General features: G+C 61.6%; 19 protein-coding genes and 1 pseudogene. 9 read left to right on the forward strand and 11 right to left on the reverse strand.

Features of this window, described 5'->3' with window-relative positions; genetic code table 11:
* Positions 1-53 precede the first annotated feature (53 nt).
* The 6 genes from J2W40_RS03445 to J2W40_RS03470 all read left to right on the forward strand — a co-directional run bounded on the left by J2W40_RS03445 (position 54) and on the right by J2W40_RS03470 (position 9,377).
* Positions 54-2,429 carry a TonB-dependent receptor plug domain-containing protein gene (locus J2W40_RS03445; protein WP_310222004.1) on the forward strand — a complete coding sequence of 792 codons (2,376 nt, stop codon included), beginning with the start codon at positions 54-56 and terminating at the stop codon, positions 2,427-2,429.
* 38 nt (positions 2,430-2,467) lie between these two features.
* Positions 2,468-3,715, forward strand: coding sequence for an aminotransferase class V-fold PLP-dependent enzyme (locus J2W40_RS03450; protein ID WP_310222005.1), 1,248 nt, complete (start codon positions 2,468-2,470; stop codon positions 3,713-3,715).
* Positions 3,716-3,801: 86 nt separating this feature from the next.
* Complete coding sequence (locus J2W40_RS03455) at positions 3,802-4,311, forward strand: RNA polymerase sigma factor (protein WP_310222006.1); 510 nt, start codon at positions 3,802-3,804, stop codon at positions 4,309-4,311.
* An 8-nt stretch (positions 4,312-4,319) separates the two neighbouring features.
* Positions 4,320-5,234 (forward strand): FecR family protein, encoded by a 915-nt coding sequence (locus tag J2W40_RS03460; protein WP_310222007.1) that lies wholly within the window; start codon positions 4,320-4,322, stop codon positions 5,232-5,234.
* Between the two features lie 82 nt (positions 5,235-5,316).
* A complete protein-coding gene (locus J2W40_RS03465; RefSeq protein ID WP_310222008.1) occupies positions 5,317-8,208 on the forward strand; it encodes a TonB-dependent receptor in 2,892 nt (963 codons plus the stop codon).
* Positions 8,209-8,300: 92 nt separating this feature from the next.
* Entirely contained in the window at positions 8,301-9,377 is a 1,077-nt protein-coding gene (locus tag J2W40_RS03470) for an alkaline phosphatase (protein WP_310222009.1), read from the forward strand.
* 459 nt (positions 9,378-9,836) lie between these two features.
* On the opposite strand, the pseudogene J2W40_RS03475 reads toward J2W40_RS03470, so the two are convergent.
* The 4 genes and pseudogenes from J2W40_RS03475 to J2W40_RS03490 all read right to left on the reverse strand — a co-directional run.
* Positions 9,837-10,246: pseudogene (locus tag J2W40_RS03475) on the reverse strand (tyrosine-type recombinase/integrase); the annotation flags it as partial.
* Complete coding sequence (locus J2W40_RS03480; RefSeq protein WP_310222010.1) at positions 10,183-10,623, reverse strand: SDR family NAD(P)-dependent oxidoreductase; 441 nt, start codon at positions 10,621-10,623, stop codon at positions 10,183-10,185. The pseudogene J2W40_RS03475 and the gene J2W40_RS03480, both read right to left, overlap by 64 nt.
* Positions 10,620-11,135, reverse strand: a complete 516-nt coding sequence (locus tag J2W40_RS03485) for a cupin domain-containing protein (RefSeq protein ID WP_310222011.1) — start codon at positions 11,133-11,135, stop codon at positions 10,620-10,622. Before J2W40_RS03485 ends, J2W40_RS03480 begins: the two co-directional genes overlap by 4 nt.
* Positions 11,135-12,091, reverse strand: coding sequence for a fumarylacetoacetate hydrolase family protein (locus J2W40_RS03490; RefSeq protein ID WP_310222012.1), 957 nt, complete (start codon positions 12,089-12,091; stop codon positions 11,135-11,137). Before J2W40_RS03490 ends, J2W40_RS03485 begins: the two co-directional genes overlap by 1 nt.
* 132 nt (positions 12,092-12,223) lie before the next feature.
* Between J2W40_RS03490 and J2W40_RS03495 the strand changes: the two genes are divergently transcribed.
* Both J2W40_RS03495 and J2W40_RS03500 read left to right on the forward strand, forming a co-directional pair.
* Positions 12,224-13,420 (forward strand): alpha/beta hydrolase, encoded by a 1,197-nt coding sequence (locus J2W40_RS03495; protein ID WP_310222013.1) that lies wholly within the window; start codon positions 12,224-12,226, stop codon positions 13,418-13,420.
* The gene (locus J2W40_RS03500) at positions 13,420-13,827 is read left to right on the forward strand and encodes a VOC family protein (protein WP_310222014.1); all 408 of its coding nucleotides are present in this window, start codon (positions 13,420-13,422) and stop codon (positions 13,825-13,827) included. Before J2W40_RS03495 ends, J2W40_RS03500 begins: the two co-directional genes overlap by 1 nt.
* A 270-nt stretch (positions 13,828-14,097) precedes the next feature.
* On the opposite strand, the gene J2W40_RS03505 is transcribed toward J2W40_RS03500, so the two are convergent.
* The 4 genes from J2W40_RS03505 to J2W40_RS03520 all read right to left on the reverse strand — a co-directional run bounded on the left by J2W40_RS03505 (position 14,098) and on the right by J2W40_RS03520 (position 17,965).
* Positions 14,098-15,168 carry a VOC family protein gene (locus J2W40_RS03505; RefSeq protein ID WP_310222015.1) on the reverse strand — a complete coding sequence of 357 codons (1,071 nt, stop codon included), beginning with the start codon at positions 15,166-15,168 and terminating at the stop codon, positions 14,098-14,100.
* A gap of 174 nt (positions 15,169-15,342) precedes the next feature.
* Positions 15,343-15,573 carry a hypothetical protein gene (locus J2W40_RS03510; RefSeq protein WP_310222016.1) on the reverse strand — a complete coding sequence of 77 codons (231 nt, stop codon included), beginning with the start codon at positions 15,571-15,573 and terminating at the stop codon, positions 15,343-15,345.
* Positions 15,570-17,159: a phytoene desaturase family protein gene (locus J2W40_RS03515; protein WP_310222017.1), complete on the reverse strand. Its 1,590-nt coding sequence runs from the start codon at positions 17,157-17,159 to the stop codon at positions 15,570-15,572. Before J2W40_RS03515 ends, J2W40_RS03510 begins: the two co-directional genes overlap by 4 nt.
* Complete coding sequence (locus J2W40_RS03520; RefSeq protein WP_310222018.1) at positions 17,156-17,965, reverse strand: SDR family NAD(P)-dependent oxidoreductase; 810 nt, start codon at positions 17,963-17,965, stop codon at positions 17,156-17,158. The genes J2W40_RS03515 and J2W40_RS03520 overlap by 4 nt, the downstream gene beginning before the upstream one ends.
* Before the next feature lie 99 nt (positions 17,966-18,064).
* On the opposite strand from J2W40_RS03520, the gene J2W40_RS03525 reads away from it, so the two are divergent.
* The gene (locus J2W40_RS03525; RefSeq protein ID WP_310222019.1) at positions 18,065-18,505 is read left to right on the forward strand and encodes a winged helix-turn-helix transcriptional regulator; all 441 of its coding nucleotides are present in this window, start codon (positions 18,065-18,067) and stop codon (positions 18,503-18,505) included.
* Positions 18,506-18,604: 99 nt separating this feature from the next.
* Here J2W40_RS03525 and J2W40_RS03530 read toward each other — a convergent pair whose 3' ends face one another.
* Genes J2W40_RS03530 through J2W40_RS03540 form a run of 3 tightly spaced genes read right to left on the reverse strand, consistent with a single transcriptional unit; the run spans position 18,605 to position 23,067 of the window.
* Positions 18,605-19,618: a LysR family transcriptional regulator gene (locus J2W40_RS03530; RefSeq protein ID WP_310222020.1), complete on the reverse strand. Its 1,014-nt coding sequence runs from the start codon at positions 19,616-19,618 to the stop codon at positions 18,605-18,607.
* A 13-nt stretch (positions 19,619-19,631) separates the two neighbouring features.
* Positions 19,632-20,561, reverse strand: coding sequence for an NAD-dependent epimerase/dehydratase family protein (locus tag J2W40_RS03535; RefSeq protein WP_310222021.1), 930 nt, complete (start codon positions 20,559-20,561; stop codon positions 19,632-19,634).
* A gap of 55 nt (positions 20,562-20,616) precedes the next feature.
* Positions 20,617-23,067 (reverse strand): TonB-dependent receptor, encoded by a 2,451-nt coding sequence (locus J2W40_RS03540; RefSeq protein WP_310222022.1) that lies wholly within the window; start codon positions 23,065-23,067, stop codon positions 20,617-20,619.
* Positions 23,068-23,093: the final 26 nt, after the last annotated feature.

Consider the following 23,093-nt stretch of genomic DNA (forward strand, 5'->3'; position numbering starts at 1 on the left):
CGAACTAGAGGCGCGGTCATACCATAATATCGATCAAGCCTTTGGGGATCATCATGAAATTCTTAACCAGCGGTGCGGTAATCGCGCTGCAGTTTTCGGCGTGCGCTTTTGCTTTTGCGCAGGATAGCCAGCCGCTCGACTCCACTATCAATGATGGCGATTCCATCATTGTTACTGGAACACGCGACGCAAAGCGCACCAAGTTCGATACGCTGGCACCCATTGACGTTCTATCGTCAAAGTCTATCGACAACAGTATTTCAAATGATCTTTCCAGCAACTTAGCGCAACTTTTGCCGTCGTTCAATGTCCAGCGTTTACCTGCAGCGGATGGCCAGGCCTTTGTCCGCCCCGCAACGCTCCGCGGCCTTTCCGCCGACCAGACGCTGGTCCTGATAAATGGCAAACGCTATCACCGCTCCGCCCTGCTCGGCAGCCGGGGTGCCCAGGCCGCTGATCTGGCGACCATCCCCAATCTGGCAATCAAACGCATTGAAGTGCTGCGCGACGGCGCATCGGCGCAATATGGCTCCGACGCCATCGCCGGCGTCATCAACATCATCCTCGACGATCAACCGGGCATGGAGGCCTTCGGCCAATATTCGCAATATTATGAGGGCGATGGCACCAATTATCAAACCGGCGCGCAAGGCGGCCTGGCTCTGGGCGATCGCGGCAGCATCGTCTTCACCGGCGAATTTTCCAAATCGGATGCCACCTCCCGCACCCGCCAGCGCCCCGACGCCATTGCGTTCCAGGCCGCCAATCCAACCCTCACCGTACCCGACCCGGTCCAGCGCTGGGGCCAGCCCGACCTGCGCTCCGTCCGCGGGGCGATCAACGCCCATTATGATTTTTCCGACGCCGTCACGGCTTATGCCTTCGGCACGGTCGGCAATGGCGAGGGCGTGACCGATTTTAACTGGCGTAATCCAGTCGGCACCGGCAACGTATATAATCCCAGCGCGGCCTTCCCCGGCTTCAGCTTCAACAGCGTTTATCCCACTGGCTTCACGCCCCGCTTCGCCACCCAATATGATGATTATCAAGCCGATGGCGGCCTTCGTGGCGCGATCAGCGATCAGTTCACCTACGATCTGAGCGTTTCGTCCGGTCGCAGCAGAATCAATTATAGCATGTCCGAATCGCTGAACGCTTCGTTGGGCCCGCTCAGCCCGACCAGCTTCTACCTTGGCCGTTTGCGGCAGAGCGAGTTCAACCTGAATGCTGATTTCGTCTATCGCCTGCCACTGGGACTGGTCGAGCCTGCCAACATCGCTTTTGGCGCGGAACGGCGTAAGGAAATCTACGGCATTCGTCCGGGCGACCCTGCCTCCTACGCAATCGGGCCAGGCGCGGCGACTGGCCTTGCGCCCAACAGCAACGGCTTCCCCGGCTTCAACCCACTTACCGCGGGCGAATGGTCGCAGACCAGCTATGCCGGCTATCTGGACATTGAAGTCCGTCCGATCGAAGCGCTGACCCTCGGCGCGGCGGGTCGCTATGAGGATTTCTCCGCCTTTGGCGATACGTTCAACTACAAGCTTTCGGCGCGGCTGGAGCCGGTCAAGGGGGTAGCTGTCCGCAGCACCTATTCCACGGGCTTCCGCGCCCCCACGCCGGCGCAGCTCAACGCCGTCAACACGACCCAGGGCCTGGATACGCAGACGCTCCAGATTTTCAACACGGGCCGCCTGTCGCCAAGCGACCCGATTGCCATCGCGCTGGGCGCCCAGCCGCTGACCCCGGAAAAGTCGCGCACCATCACCGCTGGTCTGACATTCCAGTCCGAGTTCGGCCTGAGCGGTAGCATTGACCTTTATCAGATCAAGCTGCGCGATCGCTTTGGCCAGTCGCGCTCCTTCGCCGTGCCCGCGACCCTACCCAATCCCCAGCGTTTCACCGCCGTTACCTATTTCACCAACGATTTCGACACGCGCACCCGCGGCATTGACGTCGTGCTGGCCTATGCGCAGCAGGTCGGACCGGGCAAGGCCGACCTCAGCCTCGCCTATAACTACAACCAGACCAAGGTGACGAGCGGCACCTCCGCCGCGATTGCCAACGAAACCCAGCGGATCATCTTCGAAGAACGGCTGCCCAAGCATAATGGCACGGCGTCGCTCGGCTACACGATCGGCCGGTTCGGTCTGCAGGGCCGTGCCCGCTATTATGGCAAATGGACCGATGTCAGCGGCAACGCGACCGGCGACATCTTCCAGCGCTTTGGTTCCATGGTGCTGTTCGACCTGTCGGCCAGCGCGCAACTGACCGATAACATCTCGATCCGGGCGGGCGCGGAAAATATCTTCGACACCTATCCAGACGAAGCCACCAACCAGGCAGTGCGCGGCCTCATCTACTCGCGCAACGCCCCGTTCGACACCGATGGCGGCCAATATTATGTTCGCTTGGGTGTGACCTTCTGATCGGATAGCATGGCCCGATGGATATCAGTCGCAGACAGATGATGATGGCAACGGCGGCAGCCCCGCTGGCAGGACGGATCGATGCCGCCCTGCCGGTGGTGGCGACCGTCCGGCCTGATGACGAAAGCCATTGGGCCAAGGTCGCTGCCCAGTATGATGTGGTGCCTGACATCATCCAGCTCGAAAACGGCAATTGGGGCATGATGGCCCGCCCGGTGCTGGAATCCTATGAGGCCAAAGTCCGGCAGGTCAATCGCGCCACCAGCTATTATGCCCGGCGTGGCCTGACCCCCGATCTGATCGCCATACGCAACCGCGTCGCAACCAAATTGGGTGCCGATCCGCAGGAAATTGCCTTCACCCGCAATGCGACCGAAGCGCTTAAGAGCCTGATCAGCGGCTATAACCGGCTGCGGCCGGGCGACGCCGTGCTCTATGCCGATCTGGACTATGACAGCATGCAGGCTTGTTTCGGTTCGCTCAAACAGAGCAGGAATGTGGATGTCGTCCGCATCGACCTTCCCGAACCGGCGACGCACCAGGGGCTGATCGACACCTATGAGCAGGCGCTCAAGGCCAATCCGCGCGTTCGCCTGATCCTGTTGACGCATCTTAGCCATCGTACCGGATTGGTCATCCCCGTCCGGGAGATTGTGGCCATGGCCCGCGCGCGGGGCGTCGATGCCATCGTCGATGCCGCGCATAGCTGGGGCCAGATCGACTTTTCTCTAGCCGATCTGGATGCCGATTTCATCGGCTTCAACCTGCACAAATGGTGGGGCGCGCCGCTTGGTGTTGGCCTCATCTACATCCGCAAAACGAAGATCGACCTGATCGATCCCGACATCGGCAATGAACCGCCCTTCGGTGCCAATGCCTATGCGCGCGTCCATACCGGCACGGTCGATTTCGCGGCGCAATTGACGGTTCCCGCCGCGCTCGATTTTCAGGATGCAATCGGCGGCCCCGCGCGCGCCGCTCGGCTCTCCTATCTGCGCGATCGGTGGGCTGAAACGCTTCGCGGCACAGCCGGACTGGAGATCTTGACGCCCGCCGATCCGCGCCTGCATTGTGGGATAACCGCCTTCCGTTACACGGGCCACAGCAGCGCCAGCCAGAATGCCGCTATCGCCCGGCGACTGCTCGACGAACATCGCATTTTTTCGGTTCAGCGCGATGGACCGGCACGTGGTGCCTGCGTCCGCATAACCCCGGCTTTGTTCAACAGCGCGGATGATATGGATGCGTTGGTAAGGGCGCTCCGCTCGATCGGCGCCACGCTTTAGCCAGCGGAGAATCCGCGTCGATTGTCACCAAATCTACGCGGACCAGTCATCAAAATGAATGACGGTGTCGATAACCGACTCGGCCCATGGACGATCAGGGCATCAGTGACATCGGACGCATGGCAGAAAGCCGGTTATGGGCCGGCTGGGCAAGCCTGCTCGCGCAGGTTGAACGCCTGACCCGTCGCAGCGATAGCGAAGATTTACTGCATGATGCCTATGTGCGCATGGCGGCCCGTTCCGCCAAGCCCGACAATGAAGAGGCATTTCTGGTCCGCGCGGCGGTCAATCGGGGTCGGGATGCCTATCGTCGGGAGAAGGTGCGCGGTGGCCCTGACGGGGATGATGCTCTGGAAAGGCTGTGGGACAACGCCCCCATGCAGGACGAAGCCATCATCGCCAGGGCGCGACTCAAGCGCGTGAGTGAAGGCATAGAGCGCTTGCCACCCCGAACGCGCGAAGTCTTTATGCTACAACGTATCGACAATCTGAAATATAGAGAGATTGCGGAACGGTTGAATATCAGTCAAAGCGCGGTCGAGAAACATATGGCCAAGGCGATGACCTTCCTTGGTGACTGGACGAAGGATTGGTGACTCTGGACATGCACGGCGAGCGCCCTCTTGACCGGACCGCCGCCGAGTGGATTGCCAGGCTGAACGCGGATGACCGTAGCGCCGCGGACGAGGAGGCCTTTCGTGTCTGGCTCGCCGCCAGCCCCCGCAATGCCGCCGCCTTCGAACAGGCCACCGATCTATGGGCGATGGTCCCCGGTTCCACGGTCAAGGCGAACGCTCGCCCCCTCCTTCTATCCCGGCGGCGTATTTTGGCCGCCTGCGCCGGAACCCTGGTAGTAGGCGGGGCGGGAACCGTGGCGATGCAATCTGCGCTGGCGGGAACCCGCTACGAAACCGGCATCGGCGAACAGCGTCGCGTCGCACTGGCGGAAGGATCATCGCTTTTCCTCGATGCGGCGACACGGGTTCGCGTATTGGCCACTACATCGCGAAGGCGGCTCTGGCTCGACCAGGGGCGCGTCTCTCTGGTCGTCACGCCAGCCCCTGTGCCATTCACGATTGCGCTGGATGATGGGGCTGCCGCAGCCGGACCTGGCCAATTTGACCTTCGCAGGGATTCAGAGAACCGGCTTGCCCTGACCGCTTTGTCGGGACAGGCGGAAGTGGCGCTTAACGGCAAAACGCGCCGGCTTGACGCAGGGGAGCGCATGCGGGCGCGCAACGATGATGCCGTGCTGCCCGTTGATCGTCCCGACCTCGAAGCGACGCAAGCCTGGCAAAGTGGCCGTGCCGCCTTCCAGGATGATCCCCTGACCCTCGTTGTGGCCGAAGCCAACCGTTACAGCCCAACCAAACTGGTGATCGCCGACCCCGGTGCCGCCGATCTTCGGGTCAGCGGCATGTACCGGATGGGGGACAATCTGGCACTGGCACAGGCTCTAGGCCAGTTGCTTTCGATCCGGGTTCGGCGCGTGAATGAAACCGTCCTTTTGGGCGGATAAAAAATTACGTCACCTGGGGTGAGGTAGATGGCCGGTGATGCGTCGGGGGGATGCGGCACGATATGGCCGCTATCCTAGGGGGATGTTTTTCGTGACCATCTATCGCTCGCGCAACCTGCGCCTTTCACTTGCCATGGGCGTCGCACTGGCTGCACTATGCGCCGCGCCTGCCCATGCGCAGGAAAAGTCCGCATCCGTGCAGATTGCGGCCCAGCCACTCGGCCAGGCTTTCCAAACTCTTGCCCGCCAGACCGGCACTGACATATTGTTCACGCCCGCCATCGTGTCCGGCCTGACGGCAACGCCTGTGCAGGGTCGCATGGGCGCACGCGCCGCCGTCGAACGCATGATCGCCGGAAAGGGACTGGTCGTACGGCAACAACCCAATGGCGCGCTGCTCATCGTCGCCGCAGCGGCGACCGCGCAGGACATGGGCCTGACGACGCCCGTGGAAACCCCGGAGATCATCGTTACCGGCTACGCCGCCAGCCTGTCGAGCGCGCTTGCGCAAAAGCGCGCCGCCACCAATGTCGTCGATGTGGTAAAGGCCGAGGATATCGGCAAATTCCCGGCGCAGAATATCGCAGAAGCGCTCCAGCGGGTGCCTGGCGTGTCGATCGTGCGTGATCGCGGCGAAGGCGTGTTTGTTCGTATTCGTGGCCTCGGCGCGAATTTTCAGGTCGTAACGCTCAACGACCGCGCGGCCGCTGTGAACGAAAATGTCCGCGATAGCGGCCAGAGCGGTCGCCAGTTTCGCTTCGACACGCTGCCCTCCGAACTGATGTCGGCGGTGGAGGTCATCAAAAGCCCCCGCGCCGACTTGGCCGAAGGCGGCATTGGCGGCACCGTCAACCTCCAGACCTTTCGGCCGATCGACCTGAAAAAGCCGGTTTTCGCCCTGTCCGCCACCGCCAGTTCGCCGCGCCTCGCCGATGCTGTCGATCCGCGTATTTCCGGCATGGCCAGTTGGGTCAATGATGCCGGCACCTTCGGCGCGCTGGTCGCGGCTGTCTATGACGAGCGCACAACACGGCAAGATCGCGTTACGGGCGTAGGTTGGGTCGAAGGCCGTATCGACAGCGACGGCGATGGCGCACTGGACGGTGATACCATCCTCGTACCCAACAGCACCCGTCCAACGCTGGAGCGGGAAAATCGCAATCGCATCGGTCTCAATGGCGCGATCCAGTGGCGGCCCGATGATCGGTTCGAACTCAATGTCGATGGCTTGTGGAGCAAGCTCAAGATTGACTATGACGAACTGACCTATTCCACGGACTTCTCGGCCACTGCCCTGCGCGCCATAGTGCCGGGCACGGCAATCGTCGAAAATGGCGTACTGACCGCCGCCACGGTCGCCACCTCGACGCAGATCGGGCGCGAAACCTCCCGTCTGGAATATGAAAACTGGCTGATCGGTGCCAACGCCAAATGGACCGCCAATGGCTGGACCCTGATGGCTGATGCCAGCATGGGCCGTGCCTATTCGAACACGCCCACCCCCATTTATCGCTCGCGCTTGCTTGGCGCTGTCGGCAATGTCTCGTTCGATTATGGCAAAGTTGGGGAACGCCTGCCCAATATCAGTTTCCAGACGGCTGACCTCAACGAGCCGACAACCTTGCCTGGACGGCGGATCGAATATCGGGTGAACGACTCGCTCGACCGGCAACGCGCCGCAACGTTCGATATCGCACGCGATCTCGATGGTGCGGTCCGCGCGCTGCGCGTCGGCGCGAAGATCGAAAAGCGCGACCGCACCTATAATCGCCGCGATATCAATTTCACCAGCGGCATCGCGGGTCGGCGCTTCGACGCCAGCTTTTTTGAGGCCTTCCCCGTCAGCGATTTTCTGGACGGGGTCGGCGGCACCCTGCCCAACAGTTGGCTGATGCCTAATCCCGACCGTTTCCTTGAGGTCGCAACGGGCAAGGAAGCCTTGCTCAATGCGCCGCTGACCCGCGGCGACCTTCGCAACAGCTATGCCATCGATGAACGCATCATCGCAGGCTATGGCATGGGCGAATTTGAATTTCCCTTGGGCGGCATGACGATCCGCGGCGATGCAGGCGTCCGCTACGCCCATACCCGCCAAACATCGTCAGGCCATGCCGACAATGGCACGGTCGCCGTGCCGGTGCGGTTCGAACGCAATTATGACAATATTCTTCCCGCGTTGAACCTGGTGGCGCAGTTCACGCCGAAATTGCAAATGCATCTCGCCGCGTCAAAGGTCATTACCCGCCCCTCGCTGGCTGACCTTGCCCCGCGGCTGACGATCAATTCCAACCCGACGATATTGACCGCCGTTGGTGGCAATCCGGAATTGCGCCCCTTTGAAGCCTGGCAATATGACGCCACGCTGGAATGGTATTTCGCTCCCGGCAGCGCGCTGATCGGTGGGGCTTTCTACAAGGACATTACCACCTTCGTCTTTCAACAGACGCGCAGCTTCAATCTGGATGGTCAGGTTTATCGTCTGACCGCTCCGGAAAATGGCGGCAATGCTTATGTGGCGGGCGTCGAAATCGCCTATCAGCAATTGTTCAAAATGCTGCCCGAACCCTTCGACGGCTTGGGCTTTCAGGCCAATTATACGCACACGGCCAGCAAGGGCACCTATGCCATGTCGGACGGAACGACCTTCCGCGACGACCTGACCGATGTGGCGTCGGACAGCTTCAACCTCACCGCCTTCTATGAAAAGGGGCCGGTCGGTGCGCGCGCGAGCTATAGCTGGCGCGGCAAGGTGTTGCGCGACGTTGGCGGTGCCGGTCTGGCGGCCAATAATGACGCGGCCTTTGGCAGCCTCGACTTCGATATTTCCTACAAGGTGACGCCAAATGTCACATTCGTCGTCCAGGGGATCAACGTCGCCGGTGGCGTCCAGTGGCAATATGTCCGCGACAATCGGTTCGCGGGCTATACCGACTATGGCACGACCCTGATGGCGGGTGTTCGGGCGCGTTTCTAACGCCGTGACGCTGCCCTGTCCCTCATGTCCCAAGGAGTAATATGATGCGTAGTCCTTCCACAAAATGCCGTCTCGCATCGGTTGTAGCAGGTATGATGCTTGCCTGTTCGGCTATCGCCGTTCAGGCGCAGGAAGCGCGCAATGTCATATTGTTCCTGGGGGATGCGGGCGGCGTGCCGACCCTGAGCGCTGGGGGCATCATGGCGCATGACCGCCCCCAATCGCTTTTCATCCATTCCATGCCGAATATGGGCCTGTCCGACACTTCGGCGCTGAACAATTGGGTTACTGATTCCGGCGCAGGCATGACGGCGATCATGACGGGGCAAAAGACCAACGGCTCAATGATATCGGTATTGCCTTCGGGCGCGGACGGAGCCGTTACCCCGGTCAAAACTTTTCTGGAATATGCCGAGGAAAAGGGACTTTCGACCGGCATCGTCACCAATATGAAGATTTGGGATGCAACCCCGGCCGCCTGCTATGCCCATGTTGCGTCGCGCAAGAATCAGGACGAGATTTTCAAGCAAATGCTTGCGCCCCGCTTTGGCGATGGCGTTGATATATTGATCGGCAAGGGACGGTCAGACGCCATCGCCTCTTTTGCCAAACGACAGACGACAGCGGAACAGGCCTTCGCACAGGCTAGCTATATGTTCGGCGATGATCCCGCCATCGTGCGTGGCGCAAAGCGAGCGGCCGTCCTGCGCGATAGCGACTTCGCACCAATCCCGGCCGTGGAAGCCACCATCGCCCAGCTCGCGCGCAATCCCAAAGGCTATTTCCTGATGGTCGAATGGGACATGCACACCGATAATCTGGCGAACGGGCTGAAGCATGTCGTCGAAATGGACGATATGATCCGCCGCGTCAGCGCCGTGGCCGGCAAGGATACGCTCATTCTCTTTACCGCCGACCACAGCTTTGGTCTGCGCATGGGTGGGGGCAAACGGTCGACACCATTGGCCGAACAATATGCAACCGAAGCCGCAAAGCCCGGAGCAACCCTCGCAAACAACCCTATCATCAGCGTGGAAGACGGCCATACCGGCGAAGAAGTCATCACCACGGCGTCAGGCCCTGGCTCAGAAAAAGTTCGCGGATTCTTCGCCAACACCAAATTGTTCGATATCATGATGGCAGCCGTCGGCTGGACGAAGGACAAATGATCGCCGTCAATACGCTACGATGACCCGATGTCAGAATTAGCACCATTCCGACTGCGGCTGATCAAACTGCTCAGCCCTATGGCCCATTATCGTTTCGGTTTGCAGCCCAGACAACGACTGCGGTCATCTCTCCGCGCGCCGTGCCGTCGATACTGCTCCATGACAAAGATCGGGGACACGCAAGTATTTGGACGGTTTCCAATATTGCATCTCACTCGATCGCATTCATCGTCATGCCTTTGGCCGACCTCGTTCCAAACTTGTCGCCATCTTTGAGGATAGGCGCTTCCGCTATACGAACCTTTATCGCTACGAAACGGAACAAGATGTTTTCGCGAAATTGGAAAAAATGCGCGTAACACGCGAGTTTGGTGGATCATTCACCCCGTTCGCGATCGCTTTTCCGATGGAAAAGCCGCTTCGGGAGCCCGCAAACGTTAACGCACGAGCATCGAGCCGCCAAGCATGGTCGGCATAACTAAGGTGCCGGGTGCTGAGTTGGCCGTTATGATCGACCCGGCTCGGAAAAACATAATCGTCCACTGTGCCGCCCCGGCGTTCAAGCCAGGCCAACAGGCTGGCCCGAGCGTCCGGCAGCAGTTCAAACTGAACGAGCCGACCAGTTTTTGCTGCATCACGATTGCCCGCGTACGGACGTGCCCGCCGCTGACGATGTCACCAATCTTCATCTGTACAAGGTCGCAACCACGGAGCTTACTGTCGATCGCAAGGTCAAATAGCGCTCGATCCCGCAAGCGGCGGTGCTGGTTAAGGAAAAATCGGATCTACCAAATTTGCTTGAGTTTCAGCGCCCGCTTCGCTCCGACGGTCGGCGCAACGGCGTCATCTGCATTCGTCGCGCCATGAATACATCGTTGGCCAGCAGCGGTGCGGACAGTTCGGTGCGGATGAGGCCCGGCGACAGGGCGTTGACGCGCACATTGTGCGGGCCCCACTCGACCGCGAGGTTGCGGGCGAGTTGAGCCACCCCCGCCTTGGCTAGCGCATAGGCGTTGATCACGCCATTGCCCCGCAGGCCCGACAGGCTGGAGACGAGGATTGCCGCGCCGCCACCCGTTGCGGCGATATGGGGCAAGGCGAGGTTGCACAGCCGAACCTGACTGCGCAAATTGACCGCCATAACCCGGTCATAATCGTCCATGTCGATAGTCGCGAAGGAACCGGCGCGCCCCGTGATCCCGGCATTGCAGACCAGAATGTCGAGACGACCGAAATGGGCTATCAATGCTTGTCCTCTGGCTTATCCTCCGGGAGCGGCTGGCCATCATGCCGATAAGCGGGTGCCTCGATCAGGATGAAGGCGATACGGCAGGGCCTGTCGGTTATGTTGCGCCAGAGATGATTTGTGCCGCGCTGGATGATGACGCCGCCCTCCCGCACCGTCGTCTTGCGGCCGTCATCCAGTTCCAGCTCAACCTCGCCAGACATGACGATGCCATAATCGATGCTGTTGGTACGGTGCATCGGCGATTCCTTGCCCGGCAGCATGTCGACGATGCGGATCACCGATCCCTGGTTGAGGGTGAGGCCGGCGTCGCGCAGGCGGCCGTCCGTCTCGTCATTATTGTCGGCTGGCACCGTCGCCGTCGTCCAAAGAAGCAGGAAAGCGGCATCCCCCGATGGGATCATCCGGGTGGGCGTGACATCTTCCGACTTGAAGATCGCTCGGCCGTCCGCATCGTGACCCGTGACAACGCGCTGGACCGGGGGTAGGCCGGAATCGCTAAGCTCGGTCATTATTGTTCTCCACGATAGGCGATGACCTGCTGGTCGATGATGCCAAAGGGCGCGCGGCCGTCTGCGAGGCGTCCTTCCATGCGGATATGGTCGCCAAAGCGCATGAAGGCGGTGCGGGCAGTACCCTCATCGACAATCTCGATCCCGCGCCGCTCGGCAATACAGGATGAGCCGACCTCGCGGAAATTGGCATTGGAAACAGTGCCGGAGCCAATCACCGTGCCCGCCACAAGATGGCGGGTCCGCGCGGCGTGGGCGACCAGGTCATGGAAGCCGAAGCCCATCGCTTCGCCATTGGCCGCGCCAAAGCGCTGGCCGTTCCAATCGACCAGCAGGTCCATAGCAACCCGGCCATCGCGCCACTGGTCGCCCAGTTCGTCCGGTGTCACGGCAAAGGGTGCCATGGAACAGGCAGGCTTGGCTTGGACCCAGCCAAAGCCGGTCTTCATTTCAGGACCGGCGAGCGCGCGCAGCGACCAGTCATTGATCTGAACGATCAGGCGGATATGCGCCATGGCATCTTGAGACGTGACACCCATTGGCACGGCATCGACGATGACGCCGAACTCGCCCTCGAAATCGATGCCGAGGGTCTCGTCAGGCATGGGGACATCGTCCTGCGGACCGTAGAAATGATCCGAGACGCCCTGATACATGAGCGGACGTCCGGTCTTTTCAGGCGCAATGTCCAGCACCTTGTCCATCAGCGCGCCGTGGCTTTCGAATGCCGAGCCATCGAGCCACTGCCAGGCGCGCGGAAGGGGCGCGGCCAGTTGGGCGGGATCGACAGGATGCGGAAAATCAGTGATTGCCGCGAGCGCTGGCGCAATGTCCGTCCATTGTTCGAGCGCCGACTGAAGCGTGGCGACGGCGGGTTCCGCATAGCTGCTGCCGTCGGGTGACAGGAGGATCAGTCGCCCGTCCCTGCCGCCATTCCTGATCGTCGCCAGCCGCATCGCTTCTCCTCTCGCTCTTGTCGTCAAACCGATGGGACAGGGCGGCAGCATGGTCAAAGCCAAATGGTGGATAGTGGGCTTCCACGGTTTCAATTTGATCCGCGCGATGCATGCGCGTTTGTGATGCGATGGATGAAGCTGCCGCATGTCAGCGGCGCGACAGTCGAGAGGATCTGCATGTTCGAGCCCTTCCCCGGAAATTACGTCTGGAACCTTGCCACCAACCTGGCGCTGGTATGCGGTGGCAATCATGGCGAGATCGACGAAGCGAACCGCCCGATCATGGAGGCCGCCAAGGCGGGGGCGGACGCGGGCAGCGCGCTGATGTTCGACAGTTGGCTGCGCGTGGCGGACCAGGTCGCCGCCAATGCGGCGGCGGACGAAGCGGCGGGCTTCGGCCTGTCGGCCGGCTCCAAATATCTGCGTGCGTCAGGCTATTATCTGGCGGCCGAACGGATGCAGAGCCGCGATTATGCACCACGCTGGGCAGCCTATGACCGCGGGCTGGAACTGTATCGCAAAGGGTCCGCATTGCGCGGCCTGCATGTCGACTTCGTCGAGATACCCTATGAAGGGAGCGCCTACACCGCCATCTTCGTCCATGATGGGTCGGGGACGCCACGACCGACCCTGGTGTCGGTCAACGGCCTCGATTCCATGAAGGAGCAGGTCAATATGGCGGGCCATGGCGCGTCCAATCTGGAGCGGGGGATCAACACCCTGTTCGTGGATCAGCCAGGCACGGGCGAGGCACTGCGCAAGCGCGGGCTGACGGCGGTGTTCGATGCCGAGCGCTGGGGATCGCCCGCCTTCGACTATCTGCTGACACGGCCGGATGTCATCCATGACAAGATCGGCATCTTCGGCCTGTCCTTTGGCGGCTATCATGCGCCGCGGATTGCCGCCAACGATCCGCGCTACGCGCTATGTGCGGTCATGGGCGCGAACCATGTCTGGGGCCAGCGGCAGCGCGAGCGGGTCGCCAATGAAGGCGAAAACCCCGTTCCCCATTATTGGGACCATGTCATGTGGGTGTTCGGCTTCGACAATCAGGCGGATTTCCTGGCCTATGCCGACCAGATCACGCTGGACGGGCAGGTCGAAAAGATCCGGGTGCCCTTCCTTATCACCCATGGCGAGAATGACCGGCAGATTCCCGCGTTCAACGCGCAGCTGAGTTACGACCAGGCGGTCAACAGCCCCAAGCGAACATTGCGCATGTTCACCAAGGCCGATTTCGAGGTGGAGCATTGCGGCGCGGACAATGGCACGGGGATGCGTGACTATATCGCCGACTGGTGTGCGCAGACCTTCGCCGAGATGGACTGATGGCCGATTTCAGCTTTCATCATGGCGGGGTCAGCGTGCCAGACCTGGACGCCGCGATCGACTGGTATGGTCGGGTGCTGGGCTTTGCGGTCGAAAAACGCTTCCATATCGAAGCGGCGCGGGCGCAGGCGGCGATGATGCGCAAGGGCGCGTTGCGCTTCGAGCTGTTCGAGGTGGAGGGCGCGGCCCCGCTGCCCGAAGAACGCCGCCACCCGCCGTCCGACCTCAAGACCCATGGCAACAAGCATGTCGCCTTTCAGGTCGATGATCTGGAGGCGTTTCTGGTCGAGATGGAAGGCAGGGGCGCAGACATCGCCTTTGTCGTGCGCGAGGCGTTCGGCAAGGGATGTTTCCTGCGCGATGTTGCGGGCAATCTGATCGAATTTGTCGAGGAAGCGGCGGCTTGAGAAATAGGATTTCCGGCGCTTAACTTCGCATATTTCCCGCCAATTTCGACATTATAGTGCGCCATTGCGACATTTTGTATCGCAATGGCGCACAGGCTGCGCCCCTATCATCTATGGTGCATTCGGGCGTGGTCGGACGGTGGGAAAGAACCATGGCCAAGCCTAACAGAATCGGGACGTGTAGGACAGGTTGAGGAGGATGAGCTTGCTACAGCCACAAGCGTCGATCCCCCTCATCCGACTTCGCCCCTCAGGGGAGAAGGTCTTTCCTCAGAGGGCGTGTTCGTCCGCCTCGGTGATGTCGGCCAGCTTGCCCTCTACCGGCCGCTTGCCGGGGCTGGTCTTGCGATAGGCTTCAAAGCTGGCGCGGTCAGCGTCGAAGGCCATGTCCCAGGGGATATCGTCACCCCGGAAGATGGGCGGCGCATTGTTCGACCAGAGCAGAGAGCCGAAGCGGAAATCCCAGGCTCGCGGCACCCAATTATCGTCGAGATAATCGGTATCGGCGTGATATTCCGCCTCGCCCGCTTTGCCCGGCATGTCGCAATAATAATAGATGGCGGACGAAATGCGGTGACGCGATATGCCGCCGCTGCTGTTCATCGACCGGTTCTTCCAGCCCTTTGCTTCCATGATGTTGGCGCCCAGCATCACCTCATCAATATCGTCCATCCCAAAGGCGATATGCATGAATTTGAAATGGTCCGGCGCGATCGGCAGGTCGCAATTGACCCAGAAGATCGCATGATGTTCAAACGTGCCATCAGCGCGGGCGAAGATGCCGGTGCCCTTGCTATGGTCGACATAGCGAAAGCCCATATGCCGTTCGTAAAATTCAAAGCTGCTGACATAGTCGGGCGAAAAGAAGACGACATGGTTGATCGTCTTGGGAATGGCACGCTGACGCCAGATGCGGTGCTGGTTGAAGCGGGGATAGTTGCCCGGCGTGTTGACCGGACTGGCTTCGCTGACCACCGGGCGCTTGGCCCAGACTCGCAGCGCGATCGGCTGGCCGTCGGGGCAGGTGCAATGGACCGTGCCATCATCGTCGCGGCGCACGGCGACTTCGTTCGCCAGGCTGGCGGCGATCCGGTCCAGCGCGTCGGTACCGTCCACGCCCCAGACGGTTTCTTTCAAGCCATCGCCGGGGAAGGGATCGGGCGAGGGCAAGCGCGGATCGCGATGCCGATAAAGAATGATGCGCGAACCGGAGGCGAGGCGAAATGTCGCCTCCTCATCGCTCGCCTGCTCCAGCGGCAGGCCGAAATCAGTCCAGAACCGGGTATGTTCGCCCAAGTCCGCGACCCCGAAAATTGCGCTCTCAACGCCCAATATACTCATGCATGACTCCTCATCCTGAGCGTCATCATGGCGGTGAGGCTGGCAGCGCGGAAACGCATTTCATGGGGGGCTGCTATCGGTGGGGCGGATAGGTGGGGCGTGTCTCGCGCGCTGCTTTTTGTCGATGGCCCCCACCCCAACCCCTCCCCTGAAGGGGAGGGGTTATTATGGCTCCTACCCCCGCCGGAACAGCATCGTCAGCAGGAACAGGATCGTGCGCGCGTCCAGCAGTTTGAGCGCGGCGCGCGCTTCGCCGGGGGTGAGTTTGGCCACCATCGGCATCGCGCCGAAAATCTTGCCCCGGATGATGAGCGCGTTGCCGTCCCGCTCGATCTTGCGGACGGTCATCAGTTCCTTGTCCTGCCCGTCGAGGATTTTCATGATCGGGGGTTTGCTATTTTTCATTGCATCGCTCCTGCGCAGACCTTGTCATAATCCATGCCCATATCGTCCATCATCTGGATCGCGGTGGCGCGCCCTGCCCCGAACACGCCGCCGCCCGGATGCATGAAGGGACCGACGAGATAGAGACTCTCAATCCCCGGCACGCGAAAATGGCCGAGATCCGGCGTCGGGCGGTGACCGACCGTTTGGTACATGAAGGGCGCGCAGCCATGGATGTCGCCCTTGACGAAGCTGGCCGGGCTGTCGCGTTCATGGTCGAGCGGGGATCGAACCAGCGATCCGATGATATTATCCTCGTCCAGATTGCTGTAAAAGAGGCGATATTGGCGCAGGCTTTCTACCGCGATCTCCTCCTTCATCCTGTCCCAGGCCGCGGGACCGCCTTGGTGCAGGTCGTAGGGCGCAAAGGTTACGCCATAGAATATGCCGCCCCCCGCTGGCGCACGGCTGGGGTCGTTGGAGCTATTGTCGCCGCCCGCGATCAGGCGGCGCGGCGGCACCACGCCCCGGCGCAGATGATCATAATCGAGCAGCATGTCGCGCATCGTGTGGGTCTGGAGCAATTCGGTCATGACACCGCCCTCTCCTTCGCTCCAGCGCAGTTTCGCCTTTTCCTTCAAGGCCATGTGCAGCAGGTTGATCGAGAAGGTCGATGGCGTAACCCGCTCGGCCCGCGCCAGCACCGGCTCTGGCGTTTCGGACACGAAGCGGCGCAGGACATGGGGATGGATCGCGCCGATGACGCCATCCTTCGCCATGATGGTTTCGCCGTCGATAAGCTCCAGCCCCGTCGCCTTGCCGGACGAGACGATGACGCGCTTCACCTCCGCATTGCAGCGCACTTCGCCGCCCATATGCTCGATCGCGCGGACCAGCGCCTTGCTGAGTTCGCCCGACCCGCCCTTTGGCATCGACACGCCATAGGTGTGGATGATGCCGGGCATCAGCAGCGCGCCCATGCCGGTGCCCAGTTCGTCGGGCATCTGGAGATTTTCGGTGACGAGGCGGACGATATGGATTTTCAGCCGGTCGCTCTCAAAATATTGGTTCACTACGTCGAGGGCCGAGCGCTGCATCACATCGAGCAGGAAGCGGCCCTCGTCGGACTGGTCCATCATCGCGACGAACGCGCCCATTGGGAAAGGTGGGGCATAAAGGCCGCCCATGAACATCGGCAGCACGCCCTGGCTGATGCCGACAAATGTGCGATAGGCCTCCGCATCGCGCGGGCTATATTGCGCGATTTCCTGGCAGGTGCGGTCGAGATCCTTCCACGATCGCATGACCGTGCCATCGTCCCAGATGCTGACATGGGGCAGTTCGGGATAGATATAATCGAGGCCGAATTTGCCGATCAGTCCCAGTTCATCCTCGCGGATCATGGGATTGCCCTGAATCATGATGTGGACGTTGCTATGTTCGTCATGCCAGTAGCCCGGCGAGATGAGTTCGCGGGTCGACACGCCGCCGCCGAAATGGGGCTTGCGTTCGAGAACCAGCACTTTCTTGCCGGCCTTCGCCATATAGGCCGCCGCAGTCAGGCCATTATGGCCCGCACCCATGACGACGATGTCGTAACTGCTCATTGATGCTCTCCAAAGAAGGTGCGGAATTGGGCGATGCCGGGGACGTGCGACGCGCAGCCGCCATCGGCGACGATCAACTGGCCGGTGATGTTGCGGGCGGCGTCGGACGCGAGGAAGGCGGCGACCTGCGCTATGTCGTCCGGGTCGCCGAGCTGGTCACGCAGGGTTTCGGCCTCAACCGCTTCGCGCAAGCGTGGCGGGAAGGCGGCGCGGAGTGCGGGCGTCATGGTCATGCCGGGCGCGACCGCGTTGCAGCGTATGCCATCAGGGCCGTGGCTGGCGGCGATCGAGCGGGTCATCTGGATGATCGCTGCCTTGGACGAACTATAGGCCGCCTGGATCATATGGCCCTGCAGCGCCAGGTTGCTGACGGTATTGACGATATTGCCGCGCGTCGTGCGCAAATGGGGCAGCGCGGCGCGGCAGGCGACCATGGTGCCGCGCACATTGACGGCATAGGTCCGATCCCACAGCGCGGTCGCCATATGCTCGATATCGCCATCCTGCTGCGCGATGTCGGGGCCGAGCAGGGCCGCATTATTGTGGAGAATGTCGAGCCGACCGAAATGGGTGACGGTGGCAGCGATCATGTCCTGCGTGGAGGTTTCGCTCTCCAGATCGAGCGCGATGGCCAGCGCATCGGGCAAGGTCGCCGCCAGCGCCTGCGCGGCGTCAAAGGCAATGTCGGCAATCGCCACGCGCGCGCCCCGCGCTGCCATCAGTTGTGCCGTCGCTGCGCCGATCCCGCCCGCGCCGCCAGTGATGATCGCCACTTTCCCGTCCAGCCGGATCGCATCAGCCTGCATCGCCCTCTCCTCTCTTGCTCTTGTCGGCGGGCATCATATGCTGCGCAGCAAAGGCGGGAAGACGGCACTTTTTTGTGCCCTCCATAATGTGGACGGACCATGGATTTTGACGATTTCGATCCGCCCGCGCGCGCAGGGCTGGCGGCGCTGGCGCAGGACATGGCGGATCATGGCTCGGAACGCGATGGGCCGATCCGTAGCATCTTTGGGCTGCTGGGGGATCGCTGGTCGATGCTGCTACTGCTGCTGCTGGCGGTTGCGCCATTTCGCCATGCGGAGTTGCGTAGGCTGCTCGACCGGTTGAGCGCGGAAGGCGGGATTTCTCAGCGGATGCTGACGCTCAAATTGCGGCTGCTGGAGCGCAATGGCCTGGTGGCGCGATCAGTGAGCGAAGACGTGCCTCCGAAGGTTGGCTATGCACTAACGCCTTTAGGTATCGAGCTGGTCGGGGAAGCGCGCCGACTGCTGGGCTGGGTGCAGGCCAGCGGCGCGCGCATCCATGAGGCGCGTGCGGCCTTCGACAGGATGGACGAGGATTAGAGCCGCTTCCGATCCGATTGCATCGGCGTAGCTGCTCTACGTTTTTGGTTTGCCCCATTTTCCGGGTCGGCCGGTGATTCCACCTGCCTGAAAAAGGCTTTAGCCGCGCGACTTGGGTGTCGTGTCGCTCTGAAATTGCGCCGTCAATTCCTCGCGCGACACACGCGCTTCGTCCAGCGATATGACGGACTGATCGCGTTTCGGCACAACGGGCATCTGCGCATCGGACATGATCCGTTCCACGACCCAGCGGATGGCCGGATCATTGTTGCTGGAGATATGCCACTGGATCGCCTCGCGAATGGGCGGGATATCCATCGGCACTTCGCGCAGGGTCAGCGGCAGATAGGCCGCCATACGGGTCGCCAATCGCCGGTGCATCGTCGCGATCCGCTGGGAGCCGATGACCAGGCCGGGAAGCGACAGAAAGCTATGGGTGACGATCTCCACCCGCCGCTGGCGCTTCTGCCGCCGCACGAACCAGTCCTCGAACGCGGAAACGCGGGCGCGGCCGAAACGGGCGGTCACATGGCCAAGCGCGAAATAAAGCTCCTTGGTCATCGGCCCGGCCATGGCCGGATTACCGTTCCAGCCGACGACGACATAGTCATCCTCGAACAAAATCTGGCTGGGATGGTCGGCGGAAATCGCATAGTCGATCGTGATGAGAAGATCGACGGCGCCGCGCTCAAGCGATTCCAGCAGAGACTCGCTCAGCGACTGGATTTCGAACCGCATGCCGGGCGCTTGCTGTTGCAGGTCGATCATGGAGACGGCCAGCAGCACTTCGGTAATATAGTCCGACGCCATGATGCGGATCGTCCGGTCGGACGTGGCGGGATCGAACGGCGGCGGTACGGCGATGGTCGAGCGGATCTGTTCCAACACCGCGCGGACCGGCTCCACCAGCCCTTCCGCGCGCGCGGTCAGCACCATCTGGCGCCCCTTTTGCACCAGCAGGTCGTCGGCGAAATAATCGCGCAGGCGGCCCAATGCCGATGAGGTAGCGGACTGGGACAGGCAGATGCGATCCGCCGCGAGGCTGACGCTGCGTTCAGCCAGCAGCGCGTCAAGCGCCACCAGAAGGTTGAGGTCCAGCCTGTCGAAGCGCATGTCCGTCTCCCGTTCAGCCTGCCGCTATCACCGACAATGCGTTGGTCACCAATGTAGCAGGGTCGCCATCATGGGCAAAGCCCGCGCGGTCGGCGGCGGGCGTGGCGAGCGGGGGATGGGCGCCAAATGCCGCCTCCAGCCCGGCGTCGGGACAATAGCTGACAAGATCCGCCGATACGCCGCACTGGCTGGCGATTTCGGCGGCAAGATCGCCCATGGTGATGCGCTGCGCAGGCAGGGTCACGACGCGGGTGGCAGGCATCAGCGATGCGTCCATGGTCAGCGCGTGGACCAGATTGTCGGCACAGCACGCGACCGATTGCGCCCAGATGGTCGCGCCCTGCGACACCGGGCAGACGAACGGCTCATTGGCGCGCAGGGCGTGGAACAGGTCGCTCATGAAGGCGGATTTCATCCCCGACGGTCCCTTGGGCCGGGCGAGGATGCCGGGCAGGCGGACGCTGATCCCGTCGATTTCGCCGCGATGGTGCATCATGGCGACCGCGACTTCCATCATCGCCTTATGCCCGCCATAGACCATGCGCGGAGCAAGTAGGGTGGCGTCATCCACGCCGGCAGCCGGGAGCGGATCGCCGAACACGGCGATCGAACTGGCATAGACGATGCGGGGGCGATGGCCCGCTGCCTTCGCCGCGTCCAGCAGGTCGTACATCGCGTCGATATTGATGCGGCGCGATGCGGCGGGATCGGCCTCCGCCGCGCCGCCCGGTACGGTCGCAAGGTGGACGATCGCACTGCACCCGTCGCGCAAGGCGTCGGCACGGACGGCGGGGGACGCGATGTCACCCGCGACCGCGCGCGCACCGGCGGGGATGCCGCCCGCTGCGCTGTCCATGCCGACGATGTCCTGACCCGCCGCCAACAGCCGCTGCACCAGTTGGCGGCCGACGAAGCCGCCTGCGCCCGTGACGATGATTGTCATGATCTAATACCGATTCGCATAATGATCCCGCACCTTTTCGTCATCCACCGTTCGATCAGAAATTCGCCGAGAAGCGCACGCCATAGGTTTGCGGCGCGGTGTAGCGGGCGATCGCCATGCCGATCGGTGAGCGTTGCGGCGTGGCGATGCGGCGCTTATTTTCCAGATTGTAGAGGAAGGCGCCGAGCGACCAGCCGCCGTCGGCCGCGCGCAGGGTCAGGTTGAGGTCGGTCTGCCAATAGGCGCGGATATGTTCGAAATCGAGATATTCGAACGCGCCCCACTGATCGTCGCGCCAGGCGGTGGCGACATTGCCCACCAGTTCCAGCGAGCGGCCGAGCGGCACAACCTGTTCCGCGCTCAGGTTCACGGTCCATTTGGGCGAATAGAGCAGTGGTTTGCCGGAGCAGTTGAAGTCCTTGACCGGCGCACCCCCTGCGCTGGCCCCCGTCAGAGTGAAGGGGCAGGCGATATTGTCGCGGGGCGAGGCAGTGTAGAGATGCAGGTCATCATAGGTGGCTTTCAAATATTGCACCTTGGCGTTCAGGGTTGTCGTGGGCGTTGCCTTCACGATGGCATCGACGTCGAAACCCTTGATCGTGGACTTGCCCGCATTCTCGTTGGAGTTGATGAGCGTGCCGCTGGTATCGACAGTGAAATAGGTGATCTGCTGGTCCTTATATTTCCAGTAGAAGCCCTCGACATTTAATTGGACGCGGTTGTCGAAAAAGCGGTTCTTCGATCCCACCGTATAGGCGGTGATGAATTCAGGATCATAGCTGGATTTGCCTTCGGCCAACTGGAAGCCGCCCGCGCGATAGCCGGTTTCGACGGTCGCATAGAGCAGGTTCTGCGGACCCAGATCAAATTCCGCCGACGCCTTCCAGGTGATGCGCGAATAGGTGCCGCTGTCGACCACCGGATTATAGGTTTTGAGGATGGTGCCGACGCCGTTCAGCAGCGGAAACACCTGCGGGTTGGCCTGATCGGTGCTGCCTGCCGCGATCCAGCCATTGCTGACGAGCCAGTTGACGGTATCGCCGGTGGTCAGGAGATTAGGATAGCGCGGCAGCGCGCCCGGTGCGGCGCAACCCGCGGCGAAGGAGGCAGGCGGGGTGATGTTGGCGGGCGGCAGGCCGCCGCAGAAGGTGATGAAATTGTTGATAATGCCGTCCATCGACTTTTTGTCGCGGGTATAGCGCGCGCCGCCGACCAAGCGGAAGCGGTCGCTGATATTGGCGGTCAGTTGGCCGAAGGCGGCCCAGCTCTTGGTCTTGTGCGTGTAGGACTGCATCGGCAGGACGAATTCCTGATTATATTCCGTCTGCGCGTCGATCCTTTCATTGAAATAGAAGCCGCCCAGCACATAATCGACCATGCCGACGGACCCGGCCAGCCGCGCTTCCAGGCTATATTGCTTGTCAGTTTCAGCACTATAGGCGGTATTGAAGGCAGGACCGTAGAAGAAGCTGTCGCCCATCGATTTGCGGAAGGCGGGGACGAGCGTGAAGGTGCCGATATCGGTCTTCCAGTTCAGTTCGGCGTTCACGCCCCAATAGGTGTAGTCGACCGATTGCTGCTGGTTCATCGCATCGAGGAAGCCAAAGCCTGGCGCACCGACCAAGGTCTGGCGATAGGCGTTGGCGGCGTCGGTATTGAACCCTTCCGACGTGTCGAATCCGCTGGGCGTGAATGTGTAGCCCGACGGGCCAGGCGTGTAGGAACCGATATAGCTGCCGCCCGGTCCGACGCCGCCAATCTTCGTCCAGTCCGCGCCGATGCGCAGGCTGATCGCGTCGGAAGGCTCAATCAGGAACTGCCCACGCAGGCCGGTGCGCTTCAAGTCGTCGCTGCCGTCCCGGTTGTAGCCGTCGCTCACCTGGCGCGTGGCGGCAACGCGCAGAGCGCTGTTGTCGCTGGTGGCGAGGTTAAGATAGCCGTCAGCACTGACCGCGTCGTAATTGCCGAGGGAAACGTTGAAGCCCGCGCCATTCTTGCCTAGTTCGGGGCGCGCAGGAATGATGTTGACCGCGCCGCCGGTCGCATTGCGGCCATAGAGAATGCCCTGCGGCCCTTTGAGCACCTCGACACGGGCAAGGTCATAGAAGGCGGAGCCGAAGGCGCCCGCTGCACGGCCCAGCACGACCCCGTCATAGCTGGGGGTGACCGCGGGGTCGTTATAGCTGCTCGACGTGATATTGCCGACACCGCGGATGAAGATGGAGGTGTTGGAGCCGCCGCCATTGGTAACGGTAATCGCGGGAACGCTCTTGGTGATGTCCTCGGCTTTGCTGATGCCCTGCTGGATCAGTGTGTCACCGGTGACCGCGTCGATCGCGATCGCGGCCTTTTGCGCGCTTTCCGCCTTGCGCTGGGCCGTCACGACGATTTCGTCGATACCGGCCGACGACTGGTCGGCAGCCGGTTCGGCGACCTGCGCCCAAGCGGGCGGAATAATAGCCATCGTAGCGACGGAGGCCGTCGTGGCGAACAGAATCTTAAGCATTGCCCTCTCCCTGAATGGTTTTGATT

Source organism: Sphingobium xenophagum (assembly GCF_031457465.1).
GTDB classification, from domain to species: domain Bacteria; phylum Pseudomonadota; class Alphaproteobacteria; order Sphingomonadales; family Sphingomonadaceae; genus Sphingobium; species Sphingobium xenophagum_A.

Coding starts and splice junctions, on each gene's coding strand:
- J2W40_RS03445 (WP_310222004.1), top strand. CDS start 54: ATGAAATTCTTAACCAGCGGTGCGGTAATCGCGCTGCAGTTTTCGGCG.
- J2W40_RS03450 (WP_310222005.1), top strand. CDS start 2,468: ATGATGATGGCAACGGCGGCAGCCCCGCTGGCAGGACGGATCGATGCC.
- J2W40_RS03455 (WP_310222006.1), top strand. CDS start 3,802: ATGGACGATCAGGGCATCAGTGACATCGGACGCATGGCAGAAAGCCGG.
- J2W40_RS03460 (WP_310222007.1), top strand. CDS start 4,320: ATGCACGGCGAGCGCCCTCTTGACCGGACCGCCGCCGAGTGGATTGCC.
- J2W40_RS03465 (WP_310222008.1), top strand. CDS start 5,317: ATGTTTTTCGTGACCATCTATCGCTCGCGCAACCTGCGCCTTTCACTT.
- J2W40_RS03470 (WP_310222009.1), top strand. CDS start 8,301: ATGATGCTTGCCTGTTCGGCTATCGCCGTTCAGGCGCAGGAAGCGCGC.
- J2W40_RS03485 (WP_310222011.1), bottom strand. CDS start 11,135: ATGACCGAGCTTAGCGATTCCGGCCTACCCCCGGTCCAGCGCGTTGTC.
- J2W40_RS03490 (WP_310222012.1), bottom strand. CDS start 12,091: ATGCGGCTGGCGACGATCAGGAATGGCGGCAGGGACGGGCGACTGATC.
- J2W40_RS03495 (WP_310222013.1), top strand. CDS start 12,224: ATGAAGCTGCCGCATGTCAGCGGCGCGACAGTCGAGAGGATCTGCATG.
- J2W40_RS03500 (WP_310222014.1), top strand. CDS start 13,420: ATGGCCGATTTCAGCTTTCATCATGGCGGGGTCAGCGTGCCAGACCTG.
- J2W40_RS03505 (WP_310222015.1), bottom strand. CDS start 15,168: ATGAGTATATTGGGCGTTGAGAGCGCAATTTTCGGGGTCGCGGACTTG.
- J2W40_RS03510 (WP_310222016.1), bottom strand. CDS start 15,573: ATGAAAAATAGCAAACCCCCGATCATGAAAATCCTCGACGGGCAGGAC.
- J2W40_RS03515 (WP_310222017.1), bottom strand. CDS start 17,159: ATGAGCAGTTACGACATCGTCGTCATGGGTGCGGGCCATAATGGCCTG.
- J2W40_RS03520 (WP_310222018.1), bottom strand. CDS start 17,965: ATGCAGGCTGATGCGATCCGGCTGGACGGGAAAGTGGCGATCATCACT.
- J2W40_RS03525 (WP_310222019.1), top strand. CDS start 18,065: ATGGATTTTGACGATTTCGATCCGCCCGCGCGCGCAGGGCTGGCGGCG.
- J2W40_RS03530 (WP_310222020.1), bottom strand. CDS start 19,618: ATGCGCTTCGACAGGCTGGACCTCAACCTTCTGGTGGCGCTTGACGCG.
- J2W40_RS03535 (WP_310222021.1), bottom strand. CDS start 20,561: ATGACAATCATCGTCACGGGCGCAGGCGGCTTCGTCGGCCGCCAACTG.
- J2W40_RS03540 (WP_310222022.1), bottom strand. CDS start 23,067: ATGCTTAAGATTCTGTTCGCCACGACGGCCTCCGTCGCTACGATGGCT.